Here is a 19,965-nt window from a genome sequence, read left to right on the forward strand (position 1 = left end):
TTTAAATGTACCCATACATTTAAATTAAAGGAGGAAAAAATGCTATGGAATATAATGATATCTATAGAGATATTTCGGAAAGGACAAATGGCGATATATACATAGGTGTAGTAGGTCCTGTAAGGACGGGAAAATCTACTTTTATTAAAAGATTTATGGAGACACTTGTATTACCTCATATTAAAAACGAATATAGTAAAGAAAGAACGCAAGATGAGTTACCTCAAAGTGGAGATGGTAAAGTTATTACAACAACTGAACCTAAGTTTATCCCTAATGAAGCTATTGGTATTACTATTGGTGGAGATTTTGATGTAAAAGTACGGATGATTGATTGTGTAGGCTATATGGTATCAGAGGCAGAAGGACATATCTATAATAATGCACCACGTATGGTGAAAACACCTTGGTTTGAAGAGGAGATTCCCTTTAGTCAAGCTGCAGAGATCGGAACCAAAAAGGTAATCACAGACCACGCGACTATTGGGATTGTAATAACAGCAGATAATACAATTACGGATATTTCAAGAGGAAGTTACATAGAAGCAGAAGAGCGTGCTATTAAGGAGCTTAAAAAACTAGGCAAACCCTTTGTTGTTGTCTATAATACAAAAAAACCTTTTGATACCACTGTTGTAGAAGAAGTAGCAACTTTATCAAGAGAGTATGATGTACCTGTTATGCCTATGGATGTGGCGCAGATGAAAACCGAAGATATTCATCAAGTACTTGAAAAAATCCTTTATGAATTCCCACTAAGTGAAATTCAGTTTATGCTTCCTAAATGGGTAGAGACATTGGACAATGAGCATTGGGTGAAAAAAGCATGGATTGATTATGTAAAGGAATATATTTTTCCACTAGAAAATATACGACAAATGCGCGAGGCTATTAACGAATTTAAAAATGTAGATTTTGTAAAAAATATTTATATGGAAAAGATTGCATTAGGTGAGGGAATTGTTAAGGTAGATATCAATACAACAGAAGAACTCTTCTATCAAGTGCTATCCGAGACAACGGGTATGGAAATTCATGGAGATCATGAACTCATGAGTCTTATTAAGGAATTAGCAGCAACCAAGAAAGAGTATGATAAAGTGGCCTATGCGCTTAACGAAGTAAAAGAAAAAGGATATGGTGTTGTTAGTCCAATCTTTGAGGAATTAAAATTAGAAGAACCGGAAATCGTTAAACAAGGTAACCGCTTTGGTGTGAAACTACGTGCAAGTGCACCAAGCTATCATATTATTCGAGCAGATATTCAGACAGAAGTCTCACCTATTGTAGGGACAGAAAAACAAAGTGAGGAATTGGTTAATTCACTTTTAAGTGAATTTGAAAAAGACCCTGTTAAGATTTGGGAATCAAATATTTTTGGCAAGTCTTTACATGAATTAGTTAATGAAGGGTTACAAAATAAGCTCTATCGTATGCCAGAAGATGCACAACAAAAACTGCAAGAAACACTACAAAAAATTATCAATGAAGGCAATGGGGGACTTATTTGTATTTTATTATAAGAGATAAAAGACAAAGGCAAAATGATGCCTTTGTTTTTTATTGTAAAAATGTAAACTATAGGTTACTTTCTGTGTTTGTAGTCTTGCCAGATACAGGAATCCATTATATCATGAGTAGTGAGAGGATAGGATTGGAAGTGAACGCATGAATACGAATAAAAATAAGAAAAAAGCATCTCAAAAAAATTATTTTAACCCCTATGATCCGCAGCCTAATTTTGTAAGACAGTCCACTTCTTTAAAAAGGAAAAAGACTTCTAATACCAAAAGGGTATCCTTTAATAAAAATTCCCAGCGTAATCGGCAAGTAGAATATGGAAAGCCAGTTCCTTTATATAAAGAATATACGCCTCAAGAACGTCAAAGGGAATTACAACGTAACAATAAAATTTCACCTAAGCAATTGAAAAAAAATAAAAAGCGTAGACAGCGCCGATTCCTATTAAAAGTATCTATCTTAATGTTGCTTACTATAGGTTTGGCATGGGGAGGAATAACCTTAAAAGAACAGCTTACTTATCCTAAAGTAACCTATTTGAAAGTACAAAAAGGCTATTTAGATGATTCTGAGAGTTTTGATGGCCTTATTGTACGTAATGAAAAGGTCTATTATAGTGAAGGCGCAGGGAGCATTGGTTATATTGCTGGAGAAGGTGAGAAAATCAGTAAAAAAGGAAAAGTATGTGTCCTTCTTGATGAGGCAGCAGTGCAAGCTACCATGAATGAAAAGGAGGCAGTAAGTAGTACACTCTATAATGAAGCAGAAAAACGCAAAGAACTTTCTTATTATCAAGATGAAGATTATCAACTTGTATTGGAAGTTAAAAATGTTTTTCAAGACTTTTATAGCCAAAACAATAAAGAGAATACAGATGCAGTATATACACTGAGAAAAGCACTGGATACGCTCACGGAAAAGCGCACTGACCTGTACATAAAAGATCAAAAGCAAGTAAATAATACGCTTACTACACAGTTAAGTGCAATTGATAGGGAGCTTGCTAGTGGTCAACAAGTGAGCTATGCTGAACAAGCAGGGATTGTATCGTATAAAATTGATGGCAAGGAAGAGCTACTGACTAAAGATCAATTAGAAGAGCTAGATTATGCAACTTATAAAAGTTTAAAAGAAAATAGCAAGTATGATATTTTAAGTAGCAGTATGGTTGAACCAGGTAAGCCACTTTATAAACTAGTATTAGAGGATTCTTGGTATATTGTAAGCTATATGAATAGTGATAAAGCAGAAAGGTTCCAAGAAGGTGAAAGCTATATTTTAACGTTTGATACGGCAGGACAAGAGGAGCTTAAAATGAAAGTTATCAAAAAGAGAGAGGATGATAAAAGAACCCAACTTATTTTTGAAACGCAGGAACAAGGGAATAAATTTCTAGGGCTACGTACTGTTAATTATAGTGTTGGTAATAAGCGCGTAGAAGGTCTAAAAATTCCTGTACAAGCTATTGTAGAACAACATATGTTAAAAATTCCAGCTACCTACCTAGTAGAGCGAGAAGGAGAACAGGGTTGCTATCGTAAAAAGAATGAAATAACGGAGTTTGTCAAAGTGGATTCACATTCATTAGTAGGTGATTCTGTTTATATTTTACAAGAACTAGGAAAGTCAGATGCATTGCAGTTAGAGGATGTATTAGTTTTACCTGAGTCAGGAGAGTCTACGGTTTTAAAAGAAGTCGAGCCTATTTCTGGTGTATATGTTATCAATGGGAAACTCGCACAGTTTAAGGTTATTGAAATGGTTTTACAAAATGAAGAGTATGCGCTTGTAAAGCCAGGAGGCAATACAGAGCTTAAAGAATTAGATAAAATTATTTCTAATCCAAAGAGTATTAGTAAAGACCAACTTTTAGATCATATGAATATACAAAATGAGTAGAAGGTGAAGAAAATGATGAAAGAACAGCTTGAAAGTATTCAACACACGATAAAGAAGGCAGCTGAAAAGAGTGGTAGGAAAGAAGAAGATATTACACTTATTGCTGTATCTAAAACATATCCTGCTTCAGCAATCCAAGAAGCCATTGCTTTAGGCTGTAAGGATTTTGGAGAGAATAAAGTTCAAGAATTAGTGCAGAAAATAGAAAGTATAGAAGAACCAGTCAATTGGCATATGATTGGTCATTTACAAACCAATAAGGTTAAATATATCATTGGTAAAACGGCACTTGTTCACTCCGTAGATAGTTTAAAGCTTTTAAAAGAAATTCAGAAGCAATCGCTTAAGAAAGATGTAATAACCTCTATTTTATTAGAGGTTAATGTAGCACAAGAAGATAGTAAAAGCGGTATCTTGCTAGAGGAGGCTATGGATTATGCCAGTAGCATTTCCAAGCTTTCACATGTACGTTGTGAGGGATTGATGACAGTGGCACCTTATGTAGAAAATCCAGAGGACAATAGACTTGTATTTAGACAACTTTATGATTTATCAGTTGACATGCAAAAGCAAAAGTTTGATAATATAAATATGCATGTTTTATCGATGGGAATGAGTAACGATTACTGGGTAGCTATTGAAGAGGGTGCCACTATGGTGCGCATTGGAACAGCCCTTTTTGGTGCCAGAAATTACACATAATCGATGAAGAATATAGAGGAGGAACCTTATGAGTAGTTTAATGTCAAAATTCAAAAATTTAATTTCACCCCAAGATGAATACGATGATGAAGATCTAGAGGAAGATGTAAGAGAAATTGAACATCCTACACGTCCTACTAGTTATGTGTCACCTTTACAAACACCAAAGGTTGTGACTCTTAATCAAAATAATAAAATGGAAATTCTTAATTTTACCATGCTGACTTATGATATGACAGGTGAAATTTGTGGTTATATTAAGGCAAAGAAGCCTATTATTGTAAATATGGAGAAGTTAGCACAACATGAAATGCAGCGTTCTGTGGATTTTTTAACAGGAGCATGCTGTGCTTTAAATGGAACAGTTGAAAAGATTACAGATCATATTTTTATTTTTGCACCAGAAAATGTGCATATTAATCCAGAGAAATTAAAGCAAAAATCTGTTTTTCCACCTACCCTATAGTAAAGGATTAGATAGATGAAGGATGTATTGCAATATGTAACTGACCCAAAGGAAAAGTTGTTTTTAAAGACTCTTATAGAGTACATTGCAAGAGTAGAGAAAAATGACTACTCTCTTTTTACCAACTTTCACGATGGTCTATGGATGAAACAAGTAGTGCAAAAATATTTAGGAGCAAGTTGGATGTCTCAGTTTGCCTACTTTGGAGGTTATAAAGAGGCTCAGAGACAGATTCTAGGCGTTTTAGCCTCCTATGATAATGAACCAGAAGTACCGATTTGTTGTTTAAAGCTTACAGTAAAAACAGGAATTGGTAAGCCCCTAAGTCATCGGGATTATTTAGGGGCTTTATTAGGCTTAGGTTTAGAAAGAGATTTAATAGGCGATATTATTGTTCAGTTAGAAGGAGCTTATATTGTAGTGAAGGCCAATATAGCAGACTATATTGCCTGTTCACTAACTCAAATTGGACGTTATACGGTAAGTGAAATGCAAGAAGTCCCTATGTCAGCTATTCCAGAAAGTATGCAGCCAATAAAGGTGATTAGGACTACGGTGGCTTCACTTCGTGCAGATACTGTTCTGGCAGCAGGGTTTGGTTTATCCCGCAATAATTGTGCAAAACTTATTCAAGGTGATAAAGCAACTTGTAATGGGATGAAAGTGAGCGTAAGTACACCCTTAAAAGAAGGCGATATTCTTACTTTAAGGGGATATGGAAAGATGAAGTTAAAAGAGATAAATGGACAAACTAAAAAAGAGCGATTTCATATTTGTATTGAAAAATATATATAGGGGGGATAGCTTGTGTTATCACCAGTAGATATTCAAAATAAGGTGTTTAGAAAAGCCAAGTTAGGTGGCTACCAGGTAGAGGATGTCAATGAATTTTTTGACGAAGTGCTTAAAAGCTACCAAGAGCTAACTAATGAGAATTATACACTTAAGGATAAAGTAAATGTTTTAAATGAGAGCATTCAGTATTATCGTACGATGGAAGAAACCATTCAAAATGTACTGGTATTAGCGGATAAAACAGCACAAGATACCAAGAGTACAGCTTATGAAAAAGCTGAACAAGTAAAAAAAGAAGCAGAACAACGAGCAGAAAAAATAATTTTTTCTGCCGAGGAGCGCGCGAATAAAATATTGGATCAAGTACGTAAAGAAGCCTTTAATTTAGCTAAAAAAAATGAAGAACTCAAAGCACAATATCTCACTTATCGTTCGCAACTTAAACAAATGCTTTTAGCACAGTTAGATATGTTAGAACAAAGTGAGGAGGCACTCAGTCAAAAAGAACAGGAGAAACCAGAAGAAGTAACCTGTGAGGAAAAGCTAGCAATAGAAGTACCTGAATTTGAGTCACTTCCTCAAAATACAGAGGAAAGGTATTATACAAAAGAGTATATGCCTGTGGGAGAAGAGGAGCATTAATGAAACAGTTAAAAGAGACACTTAATCGGCCGTATAAGATTTGTATCGCACAAGATTTTAATGGTTTATGTTCTTATATTAGTCAAGTTGTGAAGCCTAGTAAGATTTGTATTATAACAGATAGCCATGTAGCACCTTTTTATTTAGAGGTTGTTGCAAGGGAACTTATGCCATTAGCACCTGTTATAAGCACAATTTTTGAAGCAGGAGAAGCTTATAAAAATAGTCAAACAGTAGCCAAACTCTATGAAAGCTTAATTGAACATGGGCTAGATAGAAGTAGTTTAATTATAGCTCTTGGTGGAGGTGTTGTAGGGGACATGGCAGGTTTTGTAGCAGCCACGTATATGCGGGGTATTGGGTTTGTACAAGTGCCTACTACTGTTTTAGCACAAAATGATAGTAGTATTGGAGGGAAAGTAGGAATTGATTTTATGTCCTATAAAAACATGGTAGGAGCCTTCTATAATCCACTTTTAGTTTATAGTAATGTAGGCACACTACATTCTCTTCCTAAAAGAGAAATCATAGGTGGCTTAGCAGAAGCTATTAAGCATGGTTTGATTGCAAATGAAGCCCTTTTTTATTTGATTAAAGACAAAAGAGAAGCTCTTTTAAAGGGAGAATTAGCAATACTTGAAGAGATGACAGAAATCTCTTGTAAAGTGAAATGTGAAGTAGTGGAAGCTGATCAAAAAGAGCAAGGCTTAAGGAGAATTTTAAATTTTGGTCATACTTTAGGGCATGCTATAGAGACGCTTAGTCATTTTAATTATTCTCATGGAGAGTCTGTGGCTTATGGTATGGCTATGGCAGCATTTATTAGTTTTAAACGAGGCTATTTACAAAAAGAGGCATTAAAAGAGATTATTTCTGTATGTCAATCCTTTGGTTTACTAGAGCCTATACAAAGCTTTGAAGCACAAGCAGTATGGGAGAATATGAGCCATGACAAAAAGAAACAACATGGACAAATTGCCTTTATCTTGTTACGTCGTATAGGTGAGACTGTTATTGTAAAGGATGTAAGCTTTGAAGAAGTAGAAGCAGCTCTTCAATTTATAGAAGAAACGTGTCAGTAAGCACGTTTTTTCTCATTTTATAAGTCATAGGTAAGGAGAAAAGGAATGGCGATCTGGACAATTGTGGTAATTTTAGGTTTAGTGGGACTTGATCAAGTAACTAAGATATGGGCAGTGCAAAAACTTAGCAATGGGCAAGATATCTCTTTATGGCCGGATGTTTTTCATCTCACTTATGTAGAAAACAGAGGTGCTGCTTTTGGTATGTTACAAAATAAGCAGTGGTTTTTTATTGTTATTACAGGTATCGTTTTAGTTGGTCTTATTTGGTATTATAAAAAATTGCCTGTAACGTTTTGGGGAAAGATGAGCCGTATTTCTTTTGTTTGTATTATAAGTGGCGCAATAGGTAATCTTATTGATAGGATCATGTTAAATTATGTACGGGATTTTTTTTACTTCAAACTTATAGATTTTCCCGTTTTTAATATTGCAGATATTTTAGTTGTAGGTGGTGTAGGACTCTTGCTTTTGGTAATATTGATGGGAGAAAAGGATTTTGAAAAGCAAAAAGAAGGAACAGCAGAATGAAAGAAATAATCAGTCTTATTGTAGAAGATAAGGAAGGGACACGTTTAGATAAATATCTTTCTCTTGAATTAGAGGACTATACGCGAAGCTTCCTTCAAAAACAAATAGAAGGTGGGCAAGTTACTGTTAATGGACATGTTCAGAATACCAAATACAAGGTGAAGTTAGGGGAGACTATTTTAGTAACTATTCCAGAACCTGTAGAAGTAGGTATTTGTGAAGAAAATATTCCATTAGACATTGTTTATGAGGATGAGGATCTCTTGATTGTAAATAAACCACAAGATATGGTAGTTCATCCTGCTCCAGGAAATTACACAGGTACCTTAGTAAATGCCCTTATGTATCATGCCAAGGATCAACTCTCTGGTATTAATGGTGAAATAAGACCGGGCATTGTGCACCGTATTGATAAGGATACTTCGGGACTTTTGATGGTAGCTAAAAATGATAAGACTCATTTGGCACTTTCAGAAGCTCTTAAAGTGCATGCTATTACACGTAAATACCATGCAGTAGTTCATGGTACCTTTAAGGAAGAAGAGGGGATTGTAGAAGCACCTTTAGGACGTTCCACACAAGATCGTAAAAAGATGGCAGTAGTGGCAGGAGGACGTCCTGCTAAAACCCATTACCGTGTACTTGAAACGTATAAGGAGTTTAGCTATGTAGAACTCACCTTATTTACAGGAAGAACTCACCAGATTCGTGTGCATATGAAGCATATTGGACATCCACTTTTAGGAGACCCTGTTTATGGGCCTTTAAAAAATAAATTTGGACTTACTAAACAGACCTTACATGCTAAAGTATTAGGCTTTGTGCATCCTACCCAAGGATACTATAGGGAGTTTAATAGTGAATTGCCCAAGTATTTTGAACAAATTATTGACAAATTAAGAAAGTCATGAGAAAATCAATAAAGATTTAATAAAAATTTATTCCTTTAAAGTAGCACGAGAGGCTAATAAGGATATACACTAATAGAACGTGTCATTTTCACGCATGAGTATATCAAACAGACTTCTAAAGGAATTTAGAAGTCTGTTTTTATGTAATAGCCTAAGAAAATGAGTAAATCAAAGTTAAAAAGAAAGGTGGACTGATGGCCCTATGCATGAACAAAAAGTATTGCTCGATGAAGCTGCCATGAATCGTGCGCTTACGCGTATTGCTCATGAAATTATTGAGGCAAATAAAGGAGCAGTAGATATTGTACTCATTGGGATTGAAACGCGAGGTGTACCACTTGCTAAAGTACTTGCTGAGAAAATAAAACGTATAGAAAATGTAGAAGTTCCTATCGAAAAAATTAATATTACTTTTTATAGGGATGATCTTGAAAAACGCTTTCCACAGCCAATGACAGGTGAGAGTATTATTGGATCAGATATTAATGGGAAAACAGTGGTATTAGTGGATGATGTCATTTATACAGGACGTACAGTACGAGCAGCACTGGATGCTATTATGGATGTAGGAAGACCAAGTTATATTAAGTTAGCAACCTTAATTGACAGGGGGCATCGCGAACTTCCTATTCGTCCAGATTTTGTAGGTAAAAATATTCCAACCTCTAAAAAAGAAATTGTACGCGTTCACGTTGAAGAGGTAGATCACGAAAATGTTGTTCTACTTGAAATGAAAAATGGTATCAATGAATAAAAAGGGAGAGATGAAAATGGATCAAATCAGTACCAGTAAAAAAATTATTTTAGGCTTGCAGCATGTACTTGCTATGTTTGGAGCAACGGTTCTCGTGCCTATTTTAACAGGCTTAGATCCAGGGATTGCCTTACTTTGTGCAGGACTTGGAACACTTGTTTTTCATGGCACAACAAAAGGAATTGTACCTGTTTTCTTAGGTTCAAGCTTTGCCTTTATTACAGCTATTGCTATTAATTTACAAGGCTTAGGGATTGGAGCGGTTAAAGGAGGAATTATTGCAACAGGTTTAGTCTATGTCTTAATGGCAGGTGTGATTAAATATGTAGGAGTAGAAAGTGTAAAATCTTTCTTTCCACCTGTTGTAGTAGGTCCTATCATTATGGTTATAGGTCTTCGTTTAAGTCCTACAGCTATTCAAATGATTGGCTATGACTCAGTAGCTTCGACAATTGATTTTAAGGGTCTAATCGTAGCGGCCATCGTTATCATTAGTATGATTGCTATTTCTATCTTTGCAAAAGGCTTCTTTAAGCTTGTACCTATCTTGATTTCTGTTTTAGTAGGCTACATTGCCGCACTTTTCTTGGGTATGGTAGATACATCTGCTATAGTAGCAGCACCTTGGATTGGTTTTTCTGAAATAGGTAAAGAACATGTTATGGCACTTCCAACTCTTTCATGGGAAGCCATCATCGGCATTGCTCCTATTGCACTTGTTGTATTCATTGAACATATTGGAGATATCACTACTAATGGAGCTGTTGTGGGAAAAGATTTTTTTGCAAATCCAGGGATTCATCGTACACTTTTAGGTGATGGACTTGCAACAATGGTAGCTGGTTTTATAGGTGGACCAGCTAATACAACATATGGTGAAAATACAGGTGTATTGGCTGTAACGAAAGTGTATCATCCACAAATTTTACGTATTGCGGCTATTATCGCTATTATTTTAAGCTTATGTGGTAAATTTACTGCCATTATTCAAAGTATTCCTTCTCCAGTTATGGGAGGAATTAGTGTGATTCTTTTCGGTATGATTGCAAGTGTAGGGGTTAGAACGCTAGTAGATGCACAACTTGACTTTACACATAGTAGAAATTTATTAATTGCAGCAATTATTTTTGTAACAGGTATTGGTATCAATAACGTAGCTATTGTAGGGACAATAACGATTTCAGGTTTAGCTATTGCAGCACTTATTGGTGTGGTACTTAATAAATTGTTGCCTGATAATATATAAAAAATTGTTTAGCAAAAAGCAAGACAAATCCCGTGAAGTTTTCAAAGAAAAGGGACTTGTCTTGTTTTTTTATTCAACAATTTGCCTAAATATAGAGTTTAAAATGAAATGTGGTAGACAGAAAAAGTCATTTTAGATATAATAGAATAAAATTAAAATATTATAAAATATTATTGTAAAATTATTGTATGAATTAAAGGGGAAAAGCTATGGAGGAGAATGTTGCACTGTTTTTGAACTATTTAAAAAATGTAAAGATGTCATCCAGTAATACGATTCAATCCTATGAACGTGATTTAAAGTATTTTATACAGTACTTAGAAACATGTCAAATAGGGGAAGTATCGGAGTTAACCTCAGAGATAATTGATGCGTATTTAAAGGATAGAAAGGAACATCAGAAATCTATGGCAACGGTTTCTCGCACCTTAGCTTCTATTCGAGCATTTTGCCAATATTTAATGAAGGAGGGTTTGTTGGAGCAAAATCCAGCACGTGTTATTGCTTTACCTAAGATAGAGAAAAAGGCACCTAAGATTTTAAGTCAAGCACAAATTATATTGCTTTTAGAACAGCCTAACGTGAAGAGTATTAAGGGGATTCGCGATCGGGCTATGTTAGAATTACTTTATGCAACAGGTATTCGTGTATCAGAGCTAGTAGCCTTAAGGGTGGCAGATATTAATTTACAACAAGGCTACATCATTTGTCGTGATGCCCATAAAGAACGAACGATTCCTATTGGAAAATCTGCTATTGCTGCTCTGCAGGTTTACCTTTCTGAGGTGCGCTACATCCTTTTAAAAGACAATAGGGAAACTTCATTATTTGTCAATTGCAACGGTAATCCAATGACCCGTCAGGGCTTTTGGAAGATTTTAAAAACCTATGCCAAATATGCAGATATTACTGAGGATATTACACCACATATGCTAAGACATTCTTTTGCAGCACATTTGGTGCAAAATGGTGCAAATCTAAAATCCGTTCAGCAAATGTTAGGTCATTCAGATATTTCGACTACTCAAGTGTATATGCATCTTAATAAAGAAACTGAAGAGCTTAAAAATGTTTATAATAAATCTCATCCAAGAGCTTAAAACAACAGCTTAAAAGGAGAAGGGTCTCATGCAAAGATAGCATTGGATACTTCTCCTTTTAAGCTTTCTGTATACTTATTGGTAGGAAAAGGGTATAATAAAGGCATGCAAAATCTTAAGATAGACATGCAAAAAAGAACTGATAAATAAGGGAAGGTGATTTCAATGAAACGCGTTATTTGGATTGTATTAGATAGTGTAGGAATAGGGGCTATGCCGGATGCCAAGCAGTATGGCGATGAAAAAGCCAATACCTTTTCACACGTTTATACCTACAATAAAGCATTAAATCTTAAGCACCTCAAAGAATTAGGGTGGGGAAATATAGATGGTATAGAAGTATTAGGCAAGGAGGCTTGTCCTAAAGGAGCTTTTGCGCGCTTAGGAGAACTTTCCAAAGGCAAAGATACGACTACAGGTCATTGGGAAATGATAGGTATTTACACAGAGGTTCCTTTCCCTACCTACCCTAATGGCTTCCCTAAAGAAATTATGGAAGCTTTTGAGAAACAAATTGGAACGAAAACCTTAGGTAACTGTACTGCTTCAGGAACAGCTATTATTGAGGAGCTGGGAGAAGAACATGTTAAAACAGGTTATCCTATTGTCTATACGTCAGCAGATAGTGTCTTTCAAATCGCTGCCCATGAGGATATTATTCCACTTAAAAGACTTTATGAGATATGTGAGATAGCACGCCGGCTTTTAAAAGGTAAACATGAGGTAGCCCGTGTGATTGCACGGCCTTTCAAAGGAGAAGTAGGAAGCTTTACCCGCACAGCGAACCGCAGAGACTTTGCTATTTGCCCACCTAAGCCCAACTTGCTTACTTACTGTGAGGAGAAGGGCGTACCAGTTATGGCAGTAGGTAAAATAGAAGATATTTTCAATGGTCAAGGTATTACAGAAGCCATTCACACCAAGAGTAATTTAGAGGGGGTGGAAGTTACCTTAGAAAGCATGAAGAAATACAAAGAAGGACTTATCTTTACCAACCTTGTAGATTTTGATATGAAGTGGGGACACCGTAATGATGCAGAAGCCTATGGAAAAGGTTTAGAGGAGTTTGATGCAAAGGTTCCAGAGCTTATGGAGCAAATGACAGACGAAGATATTCTCATTATTACAGCCGATCATGGGTGTGATCCAACGACATCAGGGACAGACCATACCCGTGAATATGTACCACTTCTTATTTATGGAAAAGGAGTAGAAGCTGGTTGCAACCTTGGTACGCGAAAGAGTTTTGCAGATATTGGTCAAACAGTTTGTGAGATTTTTAACTTACCTGCCTTAAAGATTGGCGAAAGCTTTTTAAAGATTATTTTAAAGAAATAGAAAGCCGTACGAAGCTAGGGAGGTTTATTGTATGAGAATGTATGATATTATAGAGGATAAAAAAAGAGGAAGGACCTTATCTAAGGAAGCTATTGATTTTGTAATAAAAGGTTATACAGATGGCAGTATTCCAGACTATCAAATGTCAGCCTTATTGATGGCTATTTATTGTAAAGGTATGAATAGTGAGGAGACAGCACAGCTTACTCTTGCCATGGCAAGGAGTGGACAGATGATGGATCTTTCTTCTATTGAAGGAATTAAAGTAGATAAACACAGTACAGGAGGGGTGGGGGATAAAACCACTATCGTCTTAGGTCCACTTGTAGCAGCTGCTGGTGTGAAGGTAGCCAAAATGTCTGGGCGTGGTCTTGGTCATACAGGAGGGACAATTGACAAACTAGAATCTATTCCGGACTTCCATGTGGAGCTATCTATGGAGGCTTTTGTGGAGAATGTCAATACCCATGGCATGGCTGTTATTGCTCAAAGTGGTGAGTTTGCCCCAGCAGATAAGAAGCTTTATGCCTTACGTGATGTCACTGCTACGGTAGATAATGTTTCTTTGATTGCTAGCTCCATTATGTCTAAGAAAATTGCTGCTGGTGCCCAAGCTATTGTGCTAGATGTAAAATGTGGAAGCGGTGCTTTTATGAAAACAGCAGAAGCTGCTACAGAGCTTGCAGAAACTATGGTTGCCATTGGCAATAATGTGGGCCGTAAAACAGTAGGTATAGTTTCTGATATGAGTCAGCCTCTCGGTTTTGCAGTAGGAAATGCACTTGAGGTTATTGAAGCTTTTGAAACGCTTAAAGGAAAAGGACCACAAGACCTAACAGAGCTGACCATTCACTTAGCAAGTAATATGCTTTATTTAGCCAAGATAGCCGATACAGTTCAAACAGCTAGAGAGAGAGTAAAAGAAGTGATTGCAAACGGTGAAGCTATCCTAAAGCTTAAAGAATGGATTGCTTCTCAAGGAGGTGACCCTAGCGTTGTAGAAGACTATTCTTTACTGCCACACAGTGCTCAAACACAAGAGGTCACCTTAGAGAAGAAGGGCTATGTATCAGCTATTGACACTGAAAAAATAGGGAAAGTAGCACTACTACTAGGTGCAGGTCGTGAAACCAAAGAAAGCACCATCGACCTTGCTGTAGGTCTTATCATTCATAAAAAAATAGGTGACTATGTAGCACCAGATGACCCCATTGCTACTCTCTACCACAGCTCTGCTTCACGTCTTCAAGATGCAGTGCAAATGCTTCAAGAAGCCTATAGCTTAAGTGAAACAGAGGTAGAAAAGCCAACACTGATTTATAAAATGATTTATTAAGAATACGATACAACAAACCTGTCTTAGACGAGAGTTAAGGCAGGTTTGTTTGTGCATTCAGTAGATCCTTCATAGTTAGATGCAATATTATTTTATTAAGAAGTAAGTTGATACCCTATTGCATTATGAGTAATTTAATATTAATTGAATAATTTTAATTTATTAAAAATATCTTATATAAGATATAAAATTAAGCTATAAATTAAGTTAATGCAGTAATGCTAAGGGGGAAATAAATGTCCATTATTAATGATTGTTTAAAAAACATAAGGAAGCTAAGATTGGTCCAAAAAATACAACTAATAGTCTTAGTTATAATAAGTAGTTGTTATGTAGTAAGTTGTGGCAGTAAACCTCAAGAAACACAACAAGTGCTCAATACACCCAGTGTTTCTAAAAAAGAGAATGAAACAATGGACTTACAAAAAAAGGCTAAGGAACCAATAGCAGATGTGAAAGAAAAAAATATAGGCGAATATGAAGAGGTGGAGCGGATTGTTGTAGAGGAAAAGCCTTATAGTTTACTTCCTCTCATCCCAGAAAGAAAGGATTATATAAAAGTATTTAGACCAGATACTACCTTATATAGTTATTGTTTTCTTACAGCATTAAATGAAGATATGAAGGATAGTCTAAAAGAAGAAAAGTCCTATGCCTATGAGTATTTTGATGCTATTACTTTAGAAGAAATTATTACAGGCGAGTACCGTTATTCCTTTGGAGAATGGGTAGAAAATAATTATGGAAATCTGAGTGCATTAGATGAAACAGAATTAGCCAAAGAACAAAATTTTGTTCAAGGTTTTATGCTACGACTAGAATTAGAGTATGCCAAGGGAAGTTTTGAAATAGAGGGTATAGTTAGGCCTAGTCCGGTGCAACAAGGGGAGAAAGTAGTAGAGGAACCAACAACAGAAAATGGAGTAGCTTCTACTCCTACACCATCAGCCAATGTTACACAGGCTCTACCTACTATTTCGTATGAAAAGAATACTGCTTGCTATGCAGACATTACATATGATGGCAAACAAGTATCCCATCTTGTAACTACTACTTTTCCTAAAGAGAATTTTTACTTTGACAAGGGGAAGGAAGCCCATGTACAAATAGGTTCTATGATAGAAGGACCAAGTGTTATCCTTTATCTATCTGATAGAATAGAAATAGGAAAAACCTATACCATGGAGCAGGATACTGGCTATAGCTTTGTGAATGCTGATGCTGTATTTAATGCAGGAATAGCGTATGGGAGTATGTTTGGATATATTTCTTATGATAATCATACCATTCCAAATAGTTTAGGTAATCCCCTCACAGAGGCAACAGTATGTATAACGAAATGGGATAGAGAGGAAGGGATCATTGAAGGTACTGTCACATTAAAAACACGTATAGAGAAGGTATATCAAGCAACCTTTAAAGATAACTACTTACTAAGTGATCACCCTACAAGGAATGAGGAATACTTAGCTTATCTTAATGAAAGTGCAGCATCAGAAGGGAAGCAAGTACTACCAGATAATATGGAAGTACCATCTATAGAAGGTCTAATGCCGACGGAAATCCCTTGTCATTACTGTTCTATGGGCAAAGAAACTTGTACCATGTGTGTTAATGGCACTACCCTTAGGTGGAAAGCAGATAGCTATGGGGGAGAAGGGTGCTATGTAGAAGAAAGTTGTAAGAAGTGTGGTGGTGTAGGTTGGATTAAATGTGGGGTATGCTATGGAGATGGAACAATTACTATGATAGGTTATTAAATTTATGCTCTAGTTATAATGAATTTTATCAATCGATGCTTGATAGTAAAGTCACCCAGTGATATGCTTTAACTATGAATTCTAATGGCTTATGTCATCCTAGATGCAGTAAATAGACTGGCAGTATGCGTATATAAACATGGCAGGAGTTGAATCAGTATGAATCTAAAATTTGAACAGATTATTGAAAAGCTTGAGAATAAGGAGCATTATGTCATAGTATGTTTTGATGAAGAACAGAGAATCGAATCAACACGCTTAATTTATAATCAAAAGATATGGCACAAAGAGCTTCTCTATATCGGTTATGCGAATCAATTAGCTAGTGAGAATCAACCAAAGAACGGTAATTTTCTTTTAATCTGTTCTTACGAGGAGATAGCGGCGTTTAAAGATAAACTAATGAATCAAAAAAGTGGAAATTGGTGTCTTTTGCCTGAACAAGTATCAGTGAATAAACTCATGAATAAGGTTCAGGACATATTGTCAGATTCCCAATCATTTACCCAGAGTTCAGCTGCGCTGCTCAACTCCATCATTCAAGGTCGGGGACTGGCGTATATTATGGAGATTGCCAGTGAATTATTGGGAAACCCTGTTATGTTAGGAGATAATAATCATAGACTTTTAGCTTATTCCCGTTGCGATGACGTTGAAGACAATGCCTGGAACGAGTTTCGCAATACGGGTTATTGTACTTATGAATATACGGTGAAATATGATTTTAAACCTTTTGTAGAGCAATCTGCCAGGTTAAAAGCACCTATTATTGGCAATTTGGGTGAAATCAGTAGGGTAAATCGAATTTTTGCCACTGTAAATATTGATGGTAACATCGTAGGTCACTTGGCGGTTCTTGAACATAGGAGGCCATTTAAGGATAAAGATTTGGAAGTTGTAACATTTGTCTGCGATTTAATCTCTGCTGAAATGCAGAAGAATTCTCAGTATTTTGATTCGAGAAATGTTATGCTACAAAATCTGATTTTGGATCTTTTAAACGGCGACCATTTGAGCAAGGAAAATATTCTTGATCGTGTTAAATATATCAAATGGCGGATACCCTATAAAATGTATGTGCTTGCGATTGAATATAATTCATATGAAGATACCTATACACTCATTCCCTATATTCGTGAGACTCTGACGCAGCTGTTTACTGAGGAAGAAACAGTTATTTATGAGGATAAACTGGTTATCATTCTTGGATGTGAGGATAATGTCTATATCAATGAACGTGGGTTGGGAGCATTAGATGTATTTTTGAGAAAGAATGCTTTGAAAGCTGGAATCAGTCAGGAATTTAATGATATTATTGAATTGAAAGATCGGTTTAGTCAAGCGGTGAATGCCATATCCCTGGGGAAAAAAGTAGGAAAAGACGAAGCGATCTATCTCTATGAAGACTACGGAATTTATCATATGATTCAGCTGGCAGGTGCACATCATGATGTTGAGGATTTTTGTCATCCGTCGGTATTAAAGCTAAAAAAGTATGACCAAAAGCATAATACAGAGTATCTAAAGACGGTCTATGCCTATGTATCAAATATGAAAAATCTTGTTGCTACTGCCAATAGTCTTTACATACATCGTAATACCTTATCTTACAGGATGTCAAAAATTTATGAACTTCTTGGTGACTGTTTGGAGGATGATGCGATAGCGATGAAATTCTTTGTCTCATATAAAATTCTTGAATATACGGGAAAGTTGTAGCTTCTTGTGCAATACTAACAAGAGCTACAACTTTTTTGTATTTTCCTGCACGATGAAGTCGGATAGATGCATATGGTATAATTATATTGTTAAATAAATCACAAATAATATCTGCGATTATTATTAAGGAGGTAGTTACATGCCATTTGAAAAGTTAATGACCCCATATAAAATTGGTAAAATGGAAGTGAAAAATCGTATTGCCATGGCGCCTATGGGACTCAATGCAGGACATAAGGACGGTACCATCGATACAGATGAAATCGATTATTTTGAAGAGAGAGCAAAAGGCGGTACAGGTATGATCATCATGGGATGTCAATTCCTCACCCATGAGCTTGCACAGGGTTCTCTAGAAGGTTATCTGGATACAACCTATCCTATTCCTCAGTTGACGACACTATGTGAAGCCGTACAACGTTACGGAACGAAAATAGTAGCTCAATTAAGCTGTGGTACAGGTAAAAATGCATTTGCTAATATGTACGGTGAACCACCCGTATCAGCTTCACCTATTCCATCCATGTTCAATCCGGATTTAATCTGCCGTGCATTATCAGTGGATGATATTCAGACAATTATGAAGCAATTTGCCTATTCTTCTAAGATTTTAAAAGATGCTGGCTTTGATGCAATTGAGGTACATGCCCATGCAGGTTATTTAGTTGATCAGTTTATGAGTGCTGTCTGGAATAAAAGGGAAGATGAGTATGGGGGAAGTCCAGAAAATCGTATGCGTTTTGCTGTAGAAATCGTTCAGTCAATCCGTTCTGCTATCGGCCCTGATATGCCTATCATTTTTAGAATGGCAATGAAGCATCATTTTGAAGGTGGAAGAACACTGGAAGAAACCTTGCCATTATTAAAATACCTTGAGGATGCAGGCGTTGATGCCTTTGATATTGATACCGGAAGCTATGAAAATATTGACTATATCTTCCCACCGGCTTATCTAGGGGATGCTTGTATGTCAGAGGTATGCGAACCAACAAGAAAAGTAACGAACAAGCCGATTTTAAATGCTGGTAACCATACGCCGGAAACAGCCCTGGCTCTGATTGAAGCAGGACATGCAGATTTTGTTCTGATGGGACGTCCACTAATTGCTGAACCCTATATGGCAAAGAAACTCTTAAAAGGCAAACGAGATGAAGTACGTCCATGCATCCGTTGCAATGAGGATTGCATCGGAAGGATTATTAACCGTCTGACTAAGATCAGCTGTTCGGTGAATCCTGTGACAGGATTTGAAAAACGCTTCCAGTTGGTAAAAACAACCGAACCTAAGAAGGTAGTTGTTGTCGGAGGCGGCCCTGGTGGTATGGAAGCAGCACGTACAGCAGCTTTGATTGGTCATGACGTTACACTTGTAGAAGCTGCAGAAGGTCTTGGAGGCCAATTAAGAAGTGCTGCAACACCTCCATTTAAAAGTCAGCTTAGAGAATTGGTAACATGGTATTCACGTCAGATGGAAATTCTAAATGTAAATGTGAAATTGAATACAACAATCAATGCAGATTCTCAAATCCTTGCTGAAGCAGATGAAATCTTTGTTGCAACAGGCGCTGTGCCTGTAAAAGTAAACATTAAGGGTATTGAGAACACTGTAGACATTCTTCAGGCTCATCTGGATGAATCAAAACTGGTTGGTGATCATATCATCTATTGTGGTGGTGGTTTATCTTCCTGCGACTCAGCGTTAGAGACAGCCATGAAAGGAAAGAAAGTCACTGTTGTTGAAATGTTGGATGAAGTGGCAGTGGGAGATCATTTTATTAATAAAGCTTCCTTGATTCCAATGATGCTTAAACAGGGTGTAACAATCTGTACTGGACATAAGGTTCTTGAAATTACATCAAACGGCGTTAAAGCTGTTAAAAAAGATGGAACAGAAGTATTTATTGAAGGAACAACCGTTGTAGCATCCTTTGGTATGGTACCGAATAGTACTGTTGCAAGAGCAATTGATGAGAAATATCATAATAAGACACATATCATTGGTGATTGTGTTAAAGTTGGTAAGGTTGGCGGTGCCGTACGTGCTGGTATGTATGCAGCAATGAGCATCGACTAGATTTAAAGCATAAGCTATTCAGTGAGATAGTTATAACATAGAAAAATACCTTCGGTTCCCGTAGTGAATCGGAGGTATTTTTTGTATCG

Annotated in this window: 17 protein-coding genes; all 17 read left to right on the top strand. The window is 36.4% G+C overall.

Annotated features, from left to right (window positions below):
• Nucleotides 1-44: 44 nt before the first annotated feature.
• The 17 genes from spoIVA to CS063_RS07410 all read left to right on the top strand — a co-directional run bounded on the left by spoIVA (nt 45) and on the right by CS063_RS07410 (nt 19,876).
• Nucleotides 45-1,523: a stage IV sporulation protein A gene (gene spoIVA / locus CS063_RS07330; RefSeq protein ID WP_099449041.1), complete on the top strand. Its 1,479-nt coding sequence runs from the start codon at nt 45-47 to the stop codon at nt 1,521-1,523.
• 145 nt (nt 1,524-1,668) lie between these two features.
• Nucleotides 1,669-3,420, top strand: coding sequence for an HlyD family efflux transporter periplasmic adaptor subunit (locus CS063_RS07335; RefSeq protein WP_099449042.1), 1,752 nt, complete (start codon nt 1,669-1,671; stop codon nt 3,418-3,420).
• A 12-nt stretch (nt 3,421-3,432) separates the two neighbouring features.
• Nucleotides 3,433-4,122 (top strand): YggS family pyridoxal phosphate-dependent enzyme, encoded by a 690-nt coding sequence (locus CS063_RS07340; protein ID WP_099449043.1) that lies wholly within the window; start codon nt 3,433-3,435, stop codon nt 4,120-4,122.
• A gap of 28 nt (nt 4,123-4,150) precedes the next feature.
• Nucleotides 4,151-4,588, top strand: a complete 438-nt coding sequence (locus tag CS063_RS07345; RefSeq protein WP_099449044.1) for a cell division protein SepF — start codon at nt 4,151-4,153, stop codon at nt 4,586-4,588.
• A 15-nt stretch (nt 4,589-4,603) separates the two neighbouring features.
• Nucleotides 4,604-5,383 carry a YlmH/Sll1252 family protein gene (locus CS063_RS07350; RefSeq protein ID WP_099449045.1) on the top strand — a complete coding sequence of 260 codons (780 nt, stop codon included), beginning with the start codon at nt 4,604-4,606 and terminating at the stop codon, nt 5,381-5,383.
• 12 nt (nt 5,384-5,395) lie between these two features.
• The gene (locus tag CS063_RS07355) at nt 5,396-6,025 is read left to right on the top strand and encodes a DivIVA domain-containing protein (protein WP_099449046.1); all 630 of its coding nucleotides are present in this window, start codon (nt 5,396-5,398) and stop codon (nt 6,023-6,025) included.
• Nucleotides 6,025-7,107, top strand: coding sequence for a 3-dehydroquinate synthase (aroB, locus tag CS063_RS07360; protein WP_099449047.1), 1,083 nt, complete (start codon nt 6,025-6,027; stop codon nt 7,105-7,107). Before CS063_RS07355 ends, aroB begins: the two co-directional genes overlap by 1 nt.
• Before the next feature lie 45 nt (nt 7,108-7,152).
• On the top strand, nt 7,153-7,638 hold the full coding sequence (lspA, locus tag CS063_RS07365) for a signal peptidase II (protein WP_099449048.1): 486 nt from the start codon (nt 7,153-7,155) through the stop codon (nt 7,636-7,638).
• Nucleotides 7,635-8,549, top strand: coding sequence for an RluA family pseudouridine synthase (locus tag CS063_RS07370; protein ID WP_099449049.1), 915 nt, complete (start codon nt 7,635-7,637; stop codon nt 8,547-8,549). The genes lspA and CS063_RS07370 overlap by 4 nt, the downstream gene beginning before the upstream one ends.
• Before the next feature lie 202 nt (nt 8,550-8,751).
• The gene (gene pyrR / locus CS063_RS07375; protein WP_099449050.1) at nt 8,752-9,303 is read left to right on the top strand and encodes a bifunctional pyr operon transcriptional regulator/uracil phosphoribosyltransferase PyrR; all 552 of its coding nucleotides are present in this window, start codon (nt 8,752-8,754) and stop codon (nt 9,301-9,303) included.
• A 16-nt stretch (nt 9,304-9,319) separates the two neighbouring features.
• Nucleotides 9,320-10,549 (top strand): uracil-xanthine permease family protein, encoded by a 1,230-nt coding sequence (locus CS063_RS07380; RefSeq protein WP_099449051.1) that lies wholly within the window; start codon nt 9,320-9,322, stop codon nt 10,547-10,549.
• Between the two features lie 209 nt (nt 10,550-10,758).
• Nucleotides 10,759-11,649, top strand: coding sequence for a site-specific tyrosine recombinase XerD (xerD, locus tag CS063_RS07385; protein WP_099449052.1), 891 nt, complete (start codon nt 10,759-10,761; stop codon nt 11,647-11,649).
• A gap of 165 nt (nt 11,650-11,814) precedes the next feature.
• On the top strand, nt 11,815-12,987 hold the full coding sequence (locus tag CS063_RS07390; RefSeq protein ID WP_099449053.1) for a phosphopentomutase: 1,173 nt from the start codon (nt 11,815-11,817) through the stop codon (nt 12,985-12,987).
• A 31-nt stretch (nt 12,988-13,018) separates the two neighbouring features.
• On the top strand, nt 13,019-14,323 hold the full coding sequence (locus CS063_RS07395; protein ID WP_099449054.1) for a pyrimidine-nucleoside phosphorylase: 1,305 nt from the start codon (nt 13,019-13,021) through the stop codon (nt 14,321-14,323).
• 236 nt (nt 14,324-14,559) lie between these two features.
• Complete coding sequence (locus tag CS063_RS07400) at nt 14,560-16,083, top strand: hypothetical protein (RefSeq protein WP_099449055.1); 1,524 nt, start codon at nt 14,560-14,562, stop codon at nt 16,081-16,083.
• 159 nt (nt 16,084-16,242) lie between these two features.
• Nucleotides 16,243-17,802: a PucR family transcriptional regulator gene (locus CS063_RS07405; protein ID WP_099449056.1), complete on the top strand. Its 1,560-nt coding sequence runs from the start codon at nt 16,243-16,245 to the stop codon at nt 17,800-17,802.
• Between the two features lie 139 nt (nt 17,803-17,941).
• Entirely contained in the window at nt 17,942-19,876 is a 1,935-nt protein-coding gene (locus CS063_RS07410; RefSeq protein ID WP_099449057.1) for an oxidoreductase, read from the top strand.
• Nucleotides 19,877-19,965 lie beyond the last annotated feature (89 nt).

Source organism: Sporanaerobium hydrogeniformans, from assembly GCF_002735925.1.
Lineage (GTDB): Bacteria > Bacillota > Clostridia > Lachnospirales > Cellulosilyticaceae > Sporanaerobium > Sporanaerobium hydrogeniformans.